16 protein-coding genes are annotated in these 15,094 nt (G+C 68.2%); 6 read left to right on the top strand and 10 right to left on the bottom strand.

Going from position 1 to position 15,094, the window contains the following annotated elements:
- Window positions 1-3: 3 nt before the first annotated feature.
- Complete coding sequence (locus tag ABUE31_RS19855) at window positions 4-273, bottom strand: PepSY domain-containing protein (protein WP_367725473.1); 270 nt, start codon at window positions 271-273, stop codon at window positions 4-6.
- Between the two features lie 155 nt (window positions 274-428).
- Between ABUE31_RS19855 and ABUE31_RS19850 the strand changes: the two genes are divergently transcribed.
- The 5 genes from ABUE31_RS19850 (at window position 429) to ABUE31_RS19830 (ending at window position 5,937) form a co-directional block, all read left to right on the top strand.
- Window positions 429-1,088 carry a response regulator gene (locus ABUE31_RS19850; RefSeq protein WP_367725472.1) on the top strand — a complete coding sequence of 220 codons (660 nt, stop codon included), beginning with the start codon at window positions 429-431 and terminating at the stop codon, window positions 1,086-1,088.
- Entirely contained in the window at window positions 1,085-2,437 is a 1,353-nt protein-coding gene (locus tag ABUE31_RS19845) for a sensor histidine kinase (RefSeq protein ID WP_367725471.1), read from the top strand. The genes ABUE31_RS19850 and ABUE31_RS19845 overlap by 4 nt, the downstream gene beginning before the upstream one ends.
- Before the next feature lie 50 nt (window positions 2,438-2,487).
- Window positions 2,488-4,368 carry a heavy metal translocating P-type ATPase gene (locus ABUE31_RS19840; protein WP_367725470.1) on the top strand — a complete coding sequence of 627 codons (1,881 nt, stop codon included), beginning with the start codon at window positions 2,488-2,490 and terminating at the stop codon, window positions 4,366-4,368.
- Window positions 4,365-5,063 carry a VIT1/CCC1 transporter family protein gene (locus tag ABUE31_RS19835; RefSeq protein ID WP_367725469.1) on the top strand — a complete coding sequence of 233 codons (699 nt, stop codon included), beginning with the start codon at window positions 4,365-4,367 and terminating at the stop codon, window positions 5,061-5,063. The genes ABUE31_RS19840 and ABUE31_RS19835 overlap by 4 nt, the downstream gene beginning before the upstream one ends.
- A gap of 118 nt (window positions 5,064-5,181) precedes the next feature.
- Window positions 5,182-5,937: an HpcH/HpaI aldolase family protein gene (locus tag ABUE31_RS19830; protein WP_367725468.1), complete on the top strand. Its 756-nt coding sequence runs from the start codon at window positions 5,182-5,184 to the stop codon at window positions 5,935-5,937.
- 9 nt (window positions 5,938-5,946) lie between these two features.
- Here the strand turns inward: ABUE31_RS19830 and ABUE31_RS19825 are convergent, their stop codons facing one another.
- The 3 genes from ABUE31_RS19825 to ribH are packed head-to-tail and all read right to left on the bottom strand — an operon-like array spanning window position 5,947 to window position 8,156.
- Window positions 5,947-7,158 (bottom strand): MFS transporter, encoded by a 1,212-nt coding sequence (locus ABUE31_RS19825; protein ID WP_367725467.1) that lies wholly within the window; start codon window positions 7,156-7,158, stop codon window positions 5,947-5,949.
- Window positions 7,159-7,165: 7 nt separating this feature from the next.
- Window positions 7,166-7,663 carry a transcription antitermination factor NusB gene (nusB, locus tag ABUE31_RS19820; RefSeq protein WP_367725466.1) on the bottom strand — a complete coding sequence of 166 codons (498 nt, stop codon included), beginning with the start codon at window positions 7,661-7,663 and terminating at the stop codon, window positions 7,166-7,168.
- Window positions 7,664-7,667: 4 nt separating this feature from the next.
- Window positions 7,668-8,156 (bottom strand): 6,7-dimethyl-8-ribityllumazine synthase, encoded by a 489-nt coding sequence (gene ribH / locus ABUE31_RS19815; RefSeq protein ID WP_367725465.1) that lies wholly within the window; start codon window positions 8,154-8,156, stop codon window positions 7,668-7,670.
- A 182-nt stretch (window positions 8,157-8,338) separates the two neighbouring features.
- Here ribH and ABUE31_RS19810 point away from each other — a divergent pair, with 182 nt between their 5' ends.
- Window positions 8,339-9,325, top strand: a complete 987-nt coding sequence (locus ABUE31_RS19810; RefSeq protein ID WP_367725464.1) for a hypothetical protein — start codon at window positions 8,339-8,341, stop codon at window positions 9,323-9,325.
- 6 nt (window positions 9,326-9,331) lie between these two features.
- On the opposite strand, the gene ABUE31_RS19805 is transcribed toward ABUE31_RS19810, so the two are convergent.
- The 6 genes from ABUE31_RS19805 to ABUE31_RS19780 all read right to left on the bottom strand — a co-directional run bounded on the left by ABUE31_RS19805 (window position 9,332) and on the right by ABUE31_RS19780 (window position 15,089).
- Entirely contained in the window at window positions 9,332-9,949 is a 618-nt protein-coding gene (locus tag ABUE31_RS19805; RefSeq protein WP_367725463.1) for a riboflavin synthase, read from the bottom strand.
- A complete protein-coding gene (gene ribD, locus ABUE31_RS19800; protein ID WP_367725462.1) occupies window positions 9,949-11,061 on the bottom strand; it encodes a bifunctional diaminohydroxyphosphoribosylaminopyrimidine deaminase/5-amino-6-(5-phosphoribosylamino)uracil reductase RibD in 1,113 nt (370 codons plus the stop codon). The genes ABUE31_RS19805 and ribD overlap by 1 nt, the downstream gene beginning before the upstream one ends.
- A gap of 3 nt (window positions 11,062-11,064) precedes the next feature.
- On the bottom strand, window positions 11,065-11,529 hold the full coding sequence (gene nrdR / locus ABUE31_RS19795) for a transcriptional regulator NrdR (RefSeq protein ID WP_367725461.1): 465 nt from the start codon (window positions 11,527-11,529) through the stop codon (window positions 11,065-11,067).
- A 104-nt stretch (window positions 11,530-11,633) separates the two neighbouring features.
- Window positions 11,634-12,947 (bottom strand): serine hydroxymethyltransferase, encoded by a 1,314-nt coding sequence (gene glyA / locus ABUE31_RS19790; RefSeq protein ID WP_367725460.1) that lies wholly within the window; start codon window positions 12,945-12,947, stop codon window positions 11,634-11,636.
- Between the two features lie 177 nt (window positions 12,948-13,124).
- Complete coding sequence (locus ABUE31_RS19785; protein WP_367725459.1) at window positions 13,125-13,547, bottom strand: VOC family protein; 423 nt, start codon at window positions 13,545-13,547, stop codon at window positions 13,125-13,127.
- Between the two features lie 285 nt (window positions 13,548-13,832).
- On the bottom strand, window positions 13,833-15,089 hold the full coding sequence (locus ABUE31_RS19780) for a L,D-transpeptidase family protein (protein ID WP_367725591.1): 1,257 nt from the start codon (window positions 15,087-15,089) through the stop codon (window positions 13,833-13,835).
- Window positions 15,090-15,094: the final 5 nt, after the last annotated feature.

The raw sequence follows: 15,094 nt of genomic DNA, 5'->3' as shown, positions 1-15,094 counted from the left end.
GGCTCAGCCTTCGTCGGCCGCACCGACAGGCTCAAGGGTCTTGGGGTCGAAATAAGCCTCGACCCGGTTGCCCTTCTCATCAATGGCGTAGGCTTCGTAGCATCCGTCTTCGGTCTTGATGGTGCGGACGTTCCAGCCCTGTTCCTTGAGCTTGGCCTCGAGGTCGGCGCGCGGCTTCCAGTCGGCCATCGGAACGGTGCACTTGTCCGCGGCGTGCGCCAGGGAGGTGGCGAGCGCGAAGGAGGAGATGGCAATTGCAAAAACAGTCTTCATGGCGTCCTCGTTGGGTGGCGTTGACGCCGTCCTTTTCAACGCGGAAGCTGACAGGCACCTGAACGGATCGCGCCGGCGCCTGGAGATCTGAATTACGGCGGGTTCAGGCTGGCGTCAGCAACGCCGACATATGAGCGCGCAACGGGGGCCATCGGGTGCGGGTACTGCTGATCGAGGACGACGAGATGATCGGCGACGCCGTGCGCAGCCACATCGCTTCGTCCGGCCACGCCGTCGACTGGGCCCGCACCATCGGCTCGGCGGCCGAACACCTGTCCGTCGGCGACTACGCGCTCGTGCTGCTCGACCTGCAACTGCCCGATGGAAGCGGCCTGCCCTTCCTGAAGGGTCTGCGGCAGGACGGGCACCGCATGCCGGTGATCGTGGTCACCGCGCGCGACCAGATATCCGACCGTATCGAAGGCCTGAACAACGGCGCGGACGACTATCTGGTGAAGCCGTTCGACCTCGGCGAACTGTCGGCGCGGATGGGCGCCGTCGCGCGGCGGACGGCCGGGCGCCCTGACCCGCTGCTCACGCTCGGGCCGGTCGTCATCGACATGGCGAACCGGAGCGTGGTCGTCGACGGCGCGTCCGTCGACCTGACGGCGCGCGAATGGGCGGTGCTCGACCGACTGGCGCTGCGGCCGGGCGCCGTCATCTCGAAAGCGCAGATCGAGGACGCCCTCTACGCCTTCGGCTCCGAAGTCGAAAGCAACACCGTCGAGGTCTATGTCAGCCGGTTGCGCCGCAAGATCGGGGCTTCGGCGGTCCAGACCGTGCGCGGCGTCGGCTACAGGCTGACCGCGCCATGACGCGTCGGCTGATCCTCTGGCTGACCGGCGTCACGGTGCTCCTCTGGTTGCTGACGGCGGGTCTCGGCGCGCTGATCATGCGCGAGGAGTTCGACGAGGTGTTCGACAGCAGCCTGGCCGAAACGGCCCAACGCCTCCTGCCTCTCGTGGTCGAAGACGTCTTCAGCCGAAACTCCGGCGAAGGGCCGAAGCGCCTGCCCCACTCTCCCGGTATGGAGGACGAGGAATACCTGACCTTCCAGGTGCGAGACCAGGACGGCGCCGTTCTGCTGCATTCCCACGATGCACCGGCTGAACCGTTCGCCGCGCCGCTAGAACCAGGCTTCGCAGACACGCCCACGCACAGGATCTTCACCACGAACGCGGTCAGCGGTTCGATCGTGCTCCAGGTGGCCGATCCCCTGGCGCACCGGGCCGAGGCGATGAGCGAGGGGCTGCAGGCGCTCTTGCTGCCGCTTCTCGCGCTTGTTCCCTTGAGCGTGATTGCGGTGTGGACCATCGTGCGGCGGGCGCTGAGGCCTATCGGTGCGCTGAGCGCGCAGATCGGAGCCCGTTCCGGCGCCAACCTCGCGCCGCTGGCGCCCGGCCCGCTGCCCCCGGAACTGTCGACGATCGCGCATTCGGTCGACGACCTCCTCGACCGCCTGCGCAGGACGATCGAGGCGGAACGGTCCTTCACCGCCAACAGCGCCCACGAACTGCGCACGCCCATCGCCGGCTCGCTCGCTCAGACCCAGCGCCTGATCGAAGAGCTCGAAGCCGGCCCGGCGCGCGACCGCGCCCTCCAGATCGAACGTTCCCTGCACGGCCTCTCCAGGCTCGCCGAGAAGCTGCTGCAACTCGCCCGCGCCGATGCCGGAATCGGCCTGGCCGCCAACCCCGTGGTCCTGGAGCCGATCGTGCGGATGGTGGCGGACGAATTTTCCGGGAGCCGGGCCGGCGGTCACCCGATCGATGTCGTCCCGGCCAGGCCGTTTCTCGCCGCCGCGATCGATGTCGATGCATTTGCCATCGCGCTGCGAAACCTGATCGAGAACGCGGTGACGCACGGAGCGCCGGATCAGCCGGTCACCGTCCTTATCACGCCGCATGGCGTCGACGTGACCAACGCGGGGCCGGTTCTCGACAGCGCCGCCCTGCTGCGGTTGAAGCAGCCCTTCGAGCGCGCCGGCGCCGTCGCACGGGGGACCGGCCTGGGGCTGGCCATCGCCGACGCGCTGGCACGGGCTATGGGCGCGCGGCTGACGCTGATATCGCCGGCCCGGGGCCGCAACGACGGATTTCAGGCCAGCCTGGTCTTCCCTGAAGGCGCGGTCGGGCCTGCGCCCGGCGGTCGGCCGGAATCCTAGCTGGCGCTATTTCGAGGATTGGCATGCAGCATGTCGGGGAGCGGGTGCGGATGAGCGGCGAATACAGCGACCGGTTCAAGGTCGCCGTTCTGGTCATCGCCCTTGCCGGTCTTTCGGTCGGCGTCGTGCTGATGCTGGCCGGCCGTAACGATCTCGCCGAGATTGCCTGGGTCGCCGGCGTCCTGCCCGTCGTCCTCGCCCTTGTCGTGGAGATCGCCCGAAGCCTCTGGAAAGGCGAGGTGGGGCTCGACATCGTCGCCGCGCTTTCGATGACGGCGGCGCTGGCGTTCGGTGAGACGCTGGCCGCCGCCGTCGTCGCACTGATGTATTCCGGCGGCACCTTCCTGGAGAGCTTTGCCGAAGGCCGGGCCCGCCGCGAGATGCGCGATCTGCTGTCGCGCGTGCCCCGCACCGCGACCCGCCACCGCAACGGCGGCCTTGAGGAGGTTCCGCTCGATGACATCGCGCCCGGCGACCGCCTGCTCATAAGGCAGGGCGACGTCGTGCCGGTGGACGGCGTGGTATCGGCGGCTTCGGCCTTCCTGGACACGTCGGCGCTGACCGGTGAGTCCCTGCCCGCCAAGGTTCCCCCGGGCGGCGATGCAATGAGCGGATCGACCAACGCCGGCGAGGCATTCGACCTCGTCGCGACCCGCCCGGCTCGCGACAGCACATACGCCGGCATCGTCAGGCTGATCGAGGAGGCCCAGCGGTCCAAGGCGCCGATGTCGCGACTGGCCGACCGCTGGTCTCTCGGCTTCCTCGCCCTCACGGTCGCCATCGCCTTCGCCGCCTGGTGGTTCACCGGCGACCCGATCCGGGCGGTGGCTGTGCTGGTGGTCGCCACCCCCTGCCCGCTGATCCTGGCGGTGCCGGTCGCTCTCGTGGCGGGCCTGTCGCGCGCCGCGCGCTTCGGCGTACTCATCAAGGGCGCGGGTCCCCTTGAAGCCATGGCGCGCACCCGCACGCTGATCCTGGACAAGACCGGGACGCTGACCGACGGCCGGCCGCGGATCGTTTCCATCGACAGCCATGACGGGACCGATCCCGACGAGATCCTCCGGCTGGCCGCTGCCCTCGATCAGGCGACCAAGCACCCGGTGGCGCAGGCCGTCGTCGCGGCGGCAAGGCAGCGTGGGCTGTCGCTGCCGGTCCCCACGGAGGTTCGCGAGTCTCCCGGAGAGGGACTTTCCGGCCGCGTGGAGGGGCGTCAGGTGATCGTGGGCGGCCATGGCTTCGTCACCGGCCGCGTCGGCCGCGCCGCGGAGCATCCGGCGCTTGCCGCCGGTTCGGTACTTGTGGCGGTCGGCGTCGACGGCCGGCTTTCGGGCCATCTGGTGATGGCCGACCCGCTGCGCGAAGGCACGCACCACCTGCTGTCCCGGCTGCGGCGCGGCGGCATCACGCGGACCCTGCTCGCCACCGGCGACCGCCAGGAGGTGGCAGAACGCGTGGCGGAAGGGCTCGGCCTCGACGGCATACGCGCCGGCCTGACGCCCGACCAGAAGGTGCTGCTGGTGCTGAGCGAACGCAAGCACGGGCCGGTCATGATGGTCGGGGACGGCGTCAACGACGCGCCCGCGCTGGCGGCTGCCGACGTCGGCGTCGCCATGGGCGCGCGCGGTGCCGCTGCCTCCGCCGAAGCCGCAGACGTCGTGCTGCTGGTCGATCGCGTCGACCGGCTGGCCCCCGGGATCGAGATCGCGCGCGGCGCACGCCGCATCGCGCTTCAAAGCGTGGTCGCCGGCATCGGCCTGTCGGTGATCGGCATGATCGCCGCCGCCCTGGGTCACCTGACGCCTGTCGAGGGCGCGCTGATCCAGGAGGCGATCGACGTCGCCGTTATTCTCAACGCGCTGCGGGCGCTTCGCATCCGGCCGGCGGAGACGACCGCAGCCGGCCCCGCCCAACTGGAAGGAACCGAGCCATGAGCCGTCTGTCTCACTCCGAAGTCCACATGGTCCACCGCATCGGCTGGCTGCGCGCCGCAGTGCTCGGTGCTAACGACGGCGTCGTCTCGACCGCAAGTCTGGTCGTCGGCGTCGCCGCCGCCGGTTCGGGGCGTGACGCAATTCTGGTGGCCGGCCTCGCCGGACTGGTGGCCGGCGCCATGTCGATGGCCGCGGGAGAATATGTCTCCGTCAGTTCGCAGGCCGATTCCGAGAAGGCCGACCTCGCCCGCGAGACACGGGAGTTGCACGACGATCCCGCAGCCGAACTCGACGAACTCACCCGCATCTACCGGGATCGCGGCCTCGACGAGGAGCTTGCCCGCCAGGTCGCTACGCAACTCACGCAGCGCGACGCGCTCGGCGCCCATGCCCGCGACGAACTGGGCATCTCCGAGACGGTCGCGGCACGACCGGTCCAGGCGGCGGTCGTATCGGCGCTGACCTTCGCGGTCGGCGCCGTCGTCCCGCTGATCGTCGCCCTGCTCGCTCCCGACGACGGCATCACCCTTTACGTCGCGGCTTCGACCCTCGTTGCGCTTGCAGCGCTGGGCGGGCTCGGCGCATCGGCCGGCGGCGCGGGCATCGTCAAGGGCGCGGCCCGGGTGACGTTCTGGGGTGCCCTCGCAATGGCCGCGACGTCCGTCGTCGGCAGCATCTTCGGTGTGGCGGCATAGCCCGGAAGACGCCTTTCCCGGTGGCCAGTGCCGGGCATCTCCCCTACACATCCCGGCACGGTCGGGCTCGCGCCCAGCTGGCCGCCCAATCCAGGCGTAGGCCACACAGGAGTACCGAATGGACGGATTTCGTCAGAAATGCCTCGGCGGCGAGCGTCTGGTCGGCGTCTTTGCGTCGATCCCGCACCCCGTCGCCGTCGAAGTCGCCGCGGCCGCCGGTCCCGACTTCCTCTGCATCGACTGGGAGCATTCGCAGTTCGGCCGCGAGCGGATCGAGGACCTTGTCCGGGCAAGCGACATCCACCGCGTCCCGGCGATCGTTCGCGTTCCCGGCCATGCGCCCGAGCAGATCGCCGCGGCGCTCGATGCCGGCGCCGCCGGCGTGCTGGTGCCCAGGGTCGCCACCGCCGCCCAGGCGCGGGCAGCCGTCATGGCGGTGCGCTATCCGCCGGTCGGTGAACGCGGCGTCGGACCCGGGCGCGCGGCGGGCTACGGCTATCGCATCCCCGACTATCTGGAGACGGCCAACGACAAGATCGTGCTTGCGGTGCAGGTCGAGACAGCCGAAGGCCTCGCCAATGTCCGCGAGATCGCGGCCATCGACGGCGTCGACATCGTGTTCGTCGGGCCCGGCGACCTCTCCGTGTCGATCGGCGCGATGGGGCCGGACGGCCGCGACAGGCTGAACGCGGCGATCGCGGAGATTGCCGGCGCGACGCAGGCTGCCGGCCGGATCGCCGGCATATTCCGTCCGTCGGCGGACGACGTGGCGCAATGGGCGGCCGCCGGCGTCAGCTTCTTCATCCTGGCGAGCGACGCGATGTTCCTCGGCGCCAGCATAGCAACGGCCATGTCGGCCGCCCGCAGGGCCTAGGCGGCCGTCCTAGATCGGGCTTGGCTGGGCGCGGCGCGCGAAACGCAGGCCGACGAGCGCGACGAGGCAAAGCCCGGTCACCGGGAACACCACCCAGTTCAGCATCTCCCAGCCCCAGGTGTTGTAGATCACGCCCGACAGCAGCGAGGCCATCGCCACGCTGGTGAACAGGACGAAGTCGTGCAGCCCCTGCACCTTGCCCTTCTCGGAGATGCGGTAGGTGCCGGCCACCATGGCCGTTGCGCCGATGAAGCCGAAGTTCCAGCCGAGCCCGAGCAGGATCAGCGCCAGCCAGAACTGCCAGAGCTGGATGCCCGAAAGCGCAACCAGCGCGCAGCCGATGAGGATCACCAGCCCGGTCGCCACGATCGTCTCCTTGCCGAAACGCGTGATCAGCGCACCGGTGAAGAAGCTCGGCGCGAACATCGCCATCACATGCCACGAGATGCCGAGCGTCGCCTCGTCCGGCGAGAAACCGCAGCCGACCATCGCCAGCGGCGCGCCCGTCATCACGAAGCTCATCAGCGCATAGGACCCGACCGCGCAGAGCAATCCGACCGCGAATTGCGGCTGCAGGGCGATCTCGCGGAGCGGCCGGGCCGGCGCCTCGGCTTCGCCGGCAGCGCCGGCCACGCCCGGCGCGACCCGCAGGAACGACAGGAGCACGGCGCCGATCGCGGCGAGCACGAGGATCGACGCGAAGGAGCCCGCGAACATGACCGGAGCCATGAGTTCGCGCGTGAAGATGACGATCTGCGGACCGATCAGCGCGGTGAACACGCCGCCCGCCAGGACGAAGGAGATCGCCCGCGCCTTGAACTCGGGCGGGGCGTTGTCCGCCGCGGCGAATCGGAACTGCTGCACGAACGCGCCGCCGACGCCGATCCCGAGCAAGCCGGCGACGAACAGCCAGAACGACGCGTTGAACAGGGCGAGCGTCGCGACGAACCCGCCGAACGCCGTCACCAGCGTCCCGGTCATGAATCCGCCGCGCTGGCCGAGAGCCCGGATGATCACCGCCGCCGGAATGGCGCCGAGCGCGACGCCGACGTTGAAGCCGGTCACCGGCAGGGTCGCCAGCGACTTGTCGCTGCCCAGCATCATGAAGCCGGCCAGCCCGCCCACCGAGATTGCGATCGGCGCCGCCGATCCGATGATCGCCTGCGATGCGGCGAGGATGAGCGCCGTGCGCCGTGCGTCGGAAGCGGTGGGCGTCGTCATGGCCGCCCTAGGACGCGTCGCGCCCGCGTCCTTCGCCACGCAGCCGACGCGACACCCGGTCGAGGACGGCGTTGACGAGCTTCGGTTCGTCCTCCGAATAGAACGCCTTGGCGATGTCGACATACTCGGTGACGATGACCGCCGCCGGCACGTCCTCGCGCTTCATCAATTCGTAGACCCCGGCGCGAAGGATCGCGCGCAGCGTCGAGTCCAGGCGCGACAGCGGCCAGTCCTCGGTCAGCGCCTGCCGGATCACCGGGTCGACGGTCTTCTGGTTCTCGACGACCCCGGACAGGATCGCGCGGAACCACTGCGGGTCGGCCTCGCGGTACTGCGCGCCGTCGACCTCCTTGCCGAGCCGGAAGGCCTCGTACTCCGCGGTGATTTCCAGCAATCCGCTGCCGGCGACGTCCATCTGGTAGAGCGCCTGTACCGCGGCAAGGCGCGCGGCGCCGCGCTTGTTCGCCTGTCGTACGGTGGAATGATCGCGCGGGGCCTGCGTCACCGGATCAGCCTCCGAGCCGCTCGCGAAGGGCGATCATGGTCAGCGCGGCGCGCGCCGCGAAACCTCCCTTGTCGCCCTCGCTCCTGCGTGCGCGCGCCCAGGCCTGCTCCTCGTTCTCGGTGGTCAGGATGCCGTTGCCGATGGCCGCGGACTCCTCGACGGACAGGTCCATAAGGGCGCGGGACGACTCGTTGGCGACGATGTCGAAATGATAGGTGTCGCCGCGGATCACGGTGCCGAGGGCGACGAAGCCGTCATAGTCGGTGCCGCCCTCCTCCGCGCCGTCGAGCGCAAACGAGATGACGGCCGGAACCTCGAGCGCGCCGGGCACGGTCACCACGTCATAGGTCGCACCGGCGGCGTCGAGCGCAGCCTTTGCGCCGTCCAGCAGGGCGTCGGCGAGATCGTCGTAGAACCGCGCCTCGACGATCAGAAGATGCACCTTCCCCTCGGGCAGGCTGAAGGCTTTTCCGTGGTCTGAAGTAACGGCCATTTGGGTCTCCGGGTCGGGCGGTGACTTAGGCCGAAGCGGCGGGGGGCGCAAGCGGTTTCGGTTCGGTTGACATGCCCGCATCCAAGCGTACCATTTTCAGCCTCGCGCCGTGCATGGCTCATCGCCCGGCAACGCAACGCGTCGGACATCCGCCTCACGGCCTCTCGAACACGGGGGATGTCATGAAGTACATCGAGACCTCTGCCTTCAACCAATGGGCCAAACGCGCCCAGCGCGAAATGCTGACCGGTATTTTCGACAGTGTCAGGCCAAGGATAATCGACTGGAACCAGTCGGTGTCGCTGCCGATCTATTCCGGCAGCAAGCGATGGACCCGCTTCAGGGTCGTGCTGAAGGCCTACACCGTGATGGCGCAGTACGAGGCGCCGTTTGCCGATGAAGATCCGCAGTTCGTCGGCGCCGGCGTCAAGAACGAAAAGGCCATCGGCTTCGCTGCCCCCGGAGCCGACACGAATGTCGACCTCGGCGACACCTACGATATCGGGCTCGAGGTATTCAGCATCGACTATCTGAACCTCCTCCCCTATTCGGCGGAACTGGTGGTGCGCGCCTACGACCAGGCCGAACCCATCGCGAAGACGATCATCTCGGAGTTCGCCGACACCGCTTCATCGTCGCTGAAGGGCGCGACCGCGACCATCCCGTTCGGTAGCCAGGCGTCCGGGATCGGGCTTGCGGTCATCGACAAGATCGCCCGCCTTGCGAGCGGACCCAAGCAGATCGGCTCCCACTACTACATGTTCTCTGTCAGGAAGCGCCTCTGGAACCGGCCGTCAACCCAGACATACTGGTCACGCTTCAAGTTCGTCGCCTTCGTGGAGGAAGACCCGGACGACAAGGACACGCCGTACAAGGAAATCTACCTGACCCTTTGGGAACTGATTCTGGAGTCCGACGAAGCGATCACCGGCCAGGAAACCGGCGTCGAAAGCCGCGGTGAGTTGAAGAGCGACACCCGCACCGAGGCGGAGAAGGCCGCCGGCGCGGAGGAGTTGCGCCAGCGCGCCCGCGCCGAAGGCCTGGAGGACGACGGAGGTGACGACGACGCGGAGGCCGCCGGAGACCGCGAGGAGTCGGGCCGGCCCGACGCCGAGGCCGCCGGCCACGGAGAGCGCCAGGGAGAAGCGAAAAAGGTCAGGAAGCGCTGAGCCGGCTCACCGCCCGTCGCGGTCGGCCTCCATCAGCCTGGCGGCGTAGCGCGCCATCGTGTCGATCTCGATGTTGACCTCGTCGCCGGCCTGACGCTCGCCCCACGTGGTCACGGCGAGCGAATGCTGGATGAGCAGCACGTCGAAGCGCGCGCCGTCGACCTTGTTGACGGTCAGCGAGGTGCCGTCGAGCGCGACCGATCCCTTCGGCGCAATGAACCTGGCCAGCGCGCGCGGCGCTTCCAGCGTGAAGCGCACTGCATCTCCTTCGGCTTCGCGGGCGACGATCGTGGCCTTGCCGTCGACATGGCCCGACACGATGTGGCCGCCGAGTTCGTCGCCGACTTTCAGCGCCCGCTCGAGGTTGATGCGCGTGCCGGGCCGCCAGCCGGAAGCCGTGGTCAACCGCAGCGCCTCCTCCCAGGCCTCGACCTCGAACCAGCGCGCGTTCGATCCCGGTTCCGGCAATCCGGTCACCGTGAGGCAGACGCCGGCGCAGGCAATCGACGCGCCGATGTCGATGGTGGCGGGGTCGTAGGCGGTTTCGATGCGCAGTCCGGCGCCTTCGGCCAGTTGCCTGGTCGCGGCCACCTTGCCGACATCGGTGACAATTCCTGTGAACATCAGATCGGCCTTGCCCATTCCGAATAGTGATCGTCGCCGTAGACCGCCCGGCGCAGCAGCCGGAATCCAGCCGGCATACGGTCTTCGTCGAACGGCGCCGCAATCCCCTTGCCGATCACCACGGCGCCGCGGAACAGCGCGATCCGGTCGACCAGCCCCTCTTCCAGGAAGTGCCCCACCGTCTTCGCGCCGCCCTCGACCATCAGGGTCGACATGCCCTTCGCGGCCAGGTCCTCAAGCAGTTCCGGCAGCGCGGCGCGGCCGTCGAAAGTCTCGATGGCGAGCAGGCTCGCGCCGGCGTTTTCCAGGCCGGCCCGGTGCGGCGCGTCCGCGTCGACGCCGGCGGCTACCAGCAACGGCACCTCGCGCGCCGTCTGGACCAGCTTCGAGGTAACAGGGAGCCTGGCCGCCGGATCCAGCACGATGCGTGCAGGCGATCGCGCCGCGAGGCCGGGCAGCCGCACGGTCAGCTCCGGGTCGTCTTCCGTCGCCGTACCGACGCCGACCAGGATCGCGTCGCTCGCGGCGCGCATCATGTGTACCTGCCTGCGCGCGATCTCGCCGGTAATGGCGATCTGGCCCTCGCCGATGCGCCCGATCATACCGTCCTGGGAAATCGCCATTTTTACAGTGACTTCCGGTCGCTTCTTCAGCGACCGAGTCAGGTATCCGGCCATTGCGTCGGACGCCTCGTCGGCCAGCACCCGCTCGATCACCTCGATGCCCGCCTCGCGCAGGATCGCATATCCCTTGCCGGACACCCGGTGGTCGGGGTCGCTGGCGCCGCCGACGACGCGCGCGACGCCGGCGCTGACCAGCGCATTGGCGCAGGGCGGCGTGCGGCCATGGTGGGCGCAGGGTTCGAGCGTCACATAGGCCGTGGCGCCCCTCGCCCTTTCGCCGGCCTCGGCCAGCGCCTCGGCCTCGGCATGCGGCCGCCCGCCGATCGCCGTGACGCCGCGTCCGACGATTTCAGGGCCGGCGCCGTCGTCACGCACGAGCAACGTCGCCACCGACGGATTGGTCCCCGTCAGCCCTGCATGCTTTCCCGAAAGGCGGATCGCCGCCGCCATGTAGCGCCGATGGAGCGCCTCCTGACCGTCCTGGACCATCGCTCAGCCGGCGTCCTCGTCGCCCTTCAGTTCGCCGAGTACCTCGTGGAAATCCTTGGCTTCGCGAAAATTGCGGTAGACGGAGGCGAAACGCACATAGGCCACATCGTCGAGCGTCTTCAGCGCTTCCATCACCAGCCGCCCGACCTCGGCGGAGGGGATTTCGGTCTCGCCGGAGCTTTCGAGCTGCCGCACGATCCCGGTCACCGCGCGGTCGATGCGTTCAGGCTCGACATTGCGCTTGCGCACCGCGATCTCCACCGAACGCAGGAGTTTGTCGCGGTCGAAGGGCACCTTGCGCCCCGACTTCTTGACCACCACGAGGTCGCGCAACTGCACGCGCTCGAAGGTCGTGAAGCGGCCCCCGCAGACCGGGCAGACCCGCCTGCGGCGGATCGCGCCGCCATCCTCGGCGGGCCGTGAGTCCTTAACCTGGGTGTCTTCGGACTGGCAGTAGGGACAACGCATGAAAGCTCGATACCTGGCGATTCCGGATGCCGGAAGCCATAGAGGTTTTCATGCCGCCTGCAAAGCGCCGGGGGTCGGAACTCCGGCGCTTTGCCAGGACCTGGCTATCCCAGGTACGAGTAGAGCGGGAACCTGTCGGTCAGCGCCAGCACCTTGTGCTTCACCGCGGCCTCCACCGCCGCGTTGCCGTCGTCGGAATTGGCGACCTTCAGCCCGTCCAGCACTTCGGCGATCAGCTTGCCGATCTCGCGGAACTCGGCCTCGCCGAAGCCGCGCGTCGTGCCGGCCGGCGTACCGAGCCGCACGCCCGAGGTGACGAAGGGCTTTTCGGGGTCGAAGGGGATGCCGTTCTTGTTGCAGGTGATGTTGGCGCGGCCGAGCGCCGCCTCGGCGCGCTTGCCGGTGGCGTTCTTCGGCCTGAGGTCGACGAGCATCAGGTGGTTGTCGGTGCCGCCCGACACGATGTCGAGCCCGGTTTCCTTCAGGCTGTCGGCCAGCGCCCGGGCGTTGGCCACCACGTTGGCCGCATAGGTCGTGAACTCGGGCTGCAGCGCCTCGCGCAGCGCCACCGCCTTGGCCGCGATGACGTGCATGAGCGGCCCGCCCTGCAGGCCCGGGAACACCGCCGAATTGACCTTCTTGGCGATGTCCTCGTCGTTGGTCAGGATCATGCCGCCGCGCGGGCCGCGCAGCGACTTGTGCGTCGTCGTCGTGACGACATGGGCATGCGGCAGCGGCGACGGATGCTGGCCGCCCGCCACGAGGCCGGCGATGTGCGCCATGTCGACCATCAGGTAGGCGCCGATGGCGTCGGCGATCTCGCGGAAGCGCTTCCAGTCCCAGATGCGCGAATAGGCCGTGCCGCCGGCGAGGATCAGCTTGGGATTGTGTGTGTGGGCCAGGCGCTCGATCTCGTCCATGTCGAGCAGGTGGTCGTCCTTGCGCACGCCGTAGGACACCGGCTTGAACCATTTGCCGGACATGTTGACCGGCGAGCCGTGCGTCAGGTGGCCGCCCGAGTTCAGGTCCAGGCCCATGAAGGTGTCGCCCGGCTGCAGCAGCGCCAGGAACACCGCCTGGTTCATCTGGCTGCCCGAATTCGGCTGCACGTTGGCGAACTTGCAGTCGAACAGCTTTTTCGCGCGCTCGATCGCCAGTTCCTCGGCGACGTCGACGAACTGGCAGCCGCCGTAGTAGCGCTTGCCCGGATAGCCCTCGGCGTATTTGTTGGTCATGATCGAGCCCTGGGCTTCGAGCACGGCGCGCGAAACGATGTTTTCCGACGCGATCAGTTCGATCTCATGGCGCTGGCGACCGAGTTCAGAACCGATCGCCCCGAAGATTTCGGGGTCCGCGTCTGCGAGCGTCGTCCCGAAGAACGAAGCGGAATGGTTCGCGGTGGCCGTTGCTGATGCCATGGCGGTCGATCCTTGATGCTGCTGGTGTTCAACGAAGGTGGTTCGGCGCGGCCTTAACACAACTGACGCTGCGTCGCCACGATCACCCCGGGGCATTCATAGCGGTATCACGCCGCAGGGCGTCGTCTGGTTGCGCTATGCGCCGGTCTGCGGGCGACGGGGCGGCCGCGCCTCGGGCTACAGTCCAAACGTCACGTGACCGCGGTCGTCGATCGCCCAGGCCGGGTTCCAGGCGATCTCCCAGGCATGGTCGTCGGGATCGGCCACATAGCCGCGAAAGCCGCCATGCGGCGGCGCATCTGCCGGCCGGATCAGCCGGCCGCCCGCCTCGACCAGCCGCTCCATCACGGCCGCCACGTCGTCCTGCGCGGGCACGTTGTGGGCGAGCGAGACGGCGCCGGGGGCCACGAGGCCGGTCCTGCCCATGTCCTTCTCCAGCGACGGCTTCCAGAACGTGCCGAGCACGAAGCCGTTCATCTGGTAGAAGACGATCTCGTCGTTTTCGAAAACCGGCGTCCAGCCGAAGCCTGTGACATAGAACCTGCGTGAAACGGCAAGGTCGCCGACGCCGAGGGTGATCACGGAGATTTGCTGCTGCATGTCCAAGTCCTCATATGCGCTGCGCGGGATTGCGCGGCGTTCAAGGTCTTGGGCCATCGCGAAACCGATGGAAGGACCCGCATTGCGGGGGCCGGGCCAACCGCACCGACCTAACCTGTTTCAGACGCCGGAACTCTTTCACATCGGCAGGCAGAGTCAAGGGCGACGTCAAGCACTCGTCCGCCCGAAATTTCAGAGCGAGCGCTGCCTTTTCGCTTTTATATCAATGTTTTGTGGCGTCTAATTCGCGCGAAAGATCACTCGGTGACCGGCCTCCTGCGGCCGTCACAGTGCCTGGCTGAGCTGCAGTTCGTCGACGCCGTCGCGGCCGTAGATGTCGTCGCGGAAATGCGCCACGCCGTCACCCGTCGACCATGCCGAGATGTAGGTGAAATAGACCGGCACCGGCTCCGCCAGGCGCACCGGCACGCTCTCGCCGCTCTTGATGGTCGCCTCGAAATGCTGGCGGTCCCAGCCGGGCGTGTCGCGCAGCAGCCAGGTCACCAGGTCGCGCACGTTCTGGACGCGCACGCACCCCGAGGAATCGAATCGCATCAGCTTGTTGAACAGGCCCTGCGAAGGCGTGTCGTGCATGTAGGTCGCGTGCGGATTCGGGAAGTTGATCTTGACCGAGGCCATCGCGTTGATCTTGCCGGGGTCCTGCCGGAAGCGGAACTTCGCGGCGTCTTCCGTCGACCAGTCGATCGTCGCCGGGTCGATCTCGACCCCGTCCGGTCCGAGGATGCGGATCGAATTTTCGGTGAGGTACTGCGGGTTCTTGCGCATCAGCGGGATGATGTCCTTGCGGACGATCGATTCCGGCGCGTTCCAGTACGGATTGACGATGATTTCGTTGATCGCCGAGTTCAGGATCGGCGTCTGCCGGTCCACCTTGCCGACGATGGCGGTATGGCGAAGCACGACGCGGTCGTTCTCCACCGCCTCGATCTGCGCCGCCGGCACGTTCACCATGACATAGCGGCCGCCGAGGAAGCCCGACATCGAGCGTAGCCGCACCAGGTTGGTCTCGAGCTGGCCAAGGCGCACCTCGGCCGACACGTTCATCGCCGCATAGGTGTACTTGCCCAGGACGCCATCGACCGGCAGGCCGTGGCGTGCCTGGAAGCGCTTCACCGCTGCATCGACATAGGTGTCGAAGGACTGGGAGATGCCGGCGCTCGTCGACAGGTCGCCGGAGATCATCAGGCGCTTGCGAAGCGCGATCACATCGGGATCGACGACGCCAAGCTGCAGCTTCTTGGTCGCCGGAACCATCGGCCAGCCGCCCTGCGCGACGATGTTCGAGTACTGGGCAACGGCCTGCTCGATGTACAGCACGGTCTGAGGCGAGAAGATCGGCAGGTGCGAGGCGACCTTGTCGCCCTGGCTCGCGCGCGCGTCGAACGTGTCGTCCCAGTTGCCGCGGCGCTCAGACTGCAGGATTTCGGAGATCACGTCCTGCGCGCCGGCCGGGCCGGCCAGCATCGCCGCTGCGGCGAACGTGCTAGCGCCGGAAAGGAAGGAGCGTCGGCTCGTCTTGATCGTCA

This window comes from Mesorhizobium marinum (assembly GCF_040813675.1).
Lineage (GTDB): Bacteria > Pseudomonadota > Alphaproteobacteria > Rhizobiales > Rhizobiaceae > Mesorhizobium_K > Mesorhizobium_K marinum.
Note: the sequence above shows the minus strand (reverse complement) of the source record. Positions and strands in the feature narration are given on the sequence as shown.

Bases quoted from the DNA above. Each gene is read 5' to 3' on its own strand.
- ribH (WP_367725465.1), bottom strand. From the start codon at position 8,156: ATGGCCGTTACTTCAGACCACGGAAAAGCCTTCAGCCTGCCCGAGGGG.
- ABUE31_RS19855 (WP_367725473.1), bottom strand. From the start codon at position 273: ATGAAGACTGTTTTTGCAATTGCCATCTCCTCCTTCGCGCTCGCCACC.
- glyA (WP_367725460.1), bottom strand. From the start codon at position 12,947: ATGGCATCAGCAACGGCCACCGCGAACCATTCCGCTTCGTTCTTCGGG.
- ABUE31_RS19785 (WP_367725459.1), bottom strand. From the start codon at position 13,547: ATGCAGCAGCAAATCTCCGTGATCACCCTCGGCGTCGGCGACCTTGCC.
- ABUE31_RS19805 (WP_367725463.1), bottom strand. From the start codon at position 9,949: ATGTTCACAGGAATTGTCACCGATGTCGGCAAGGTGGCCGCGACCAGG.
- nrdR (WP_367725461.1), bottom strand. From the start codon at position 11,529: ATGCGTTGTCCCTACTGCCAGTCCGAAGACACCCAGGTTAAGGACTCA.
- ABUE31_RS19810 (WP_367725464.1), top strand. From the start codon at position 8,339: ATGAAGTACATCGAGACCTCTGCCTTCAACCAATGGGCCAAACGCGCC.
- ABUE31_RS19825 (WP_367725467.1), bottom strand. From the start codon at position 7,158: ATGACGACGCCCACCGCTTCCGACGCACGGCGCACGGCGCTCATCCTC.
- ABUE31_RS19840 (WP_367725470.1), top strand. From the start codon at position 2,488: ATGAGCGGCGAATACAGCGACCGGTTCAAGGTCGCCGTTCTGGTCATC.
- ABUE31_RS19845 (WP_367725471.1), top strand. From the start codon at position 1,085: ATGACGCGTCGGCTGATCCTCTGGCTGACCGGCGTCACGGTGCTCCTC.
- ABUE31_RS19835 (WP_367725469.1), top strand. From the start codon at position 4,365: ATGAGCCGTCTGTCTCACTCCGAAGTCCACATGGTCCACCGCATCGGC.
- ABUE31_RS19830 (WP_367725468.1), top strand. From the start codon at position 5,182: ATGGACGGATTTCGTCAGAAATGCCTCGGCGGCGAGCGTCTGGTCGGC.
- ribD (WP_367725462.1), bottom strand. From the start codon at position 11,061: ATGGTCCAGGACGGTCAGGAGGCGCTCCATCGGCGCTACATGGCGGCG.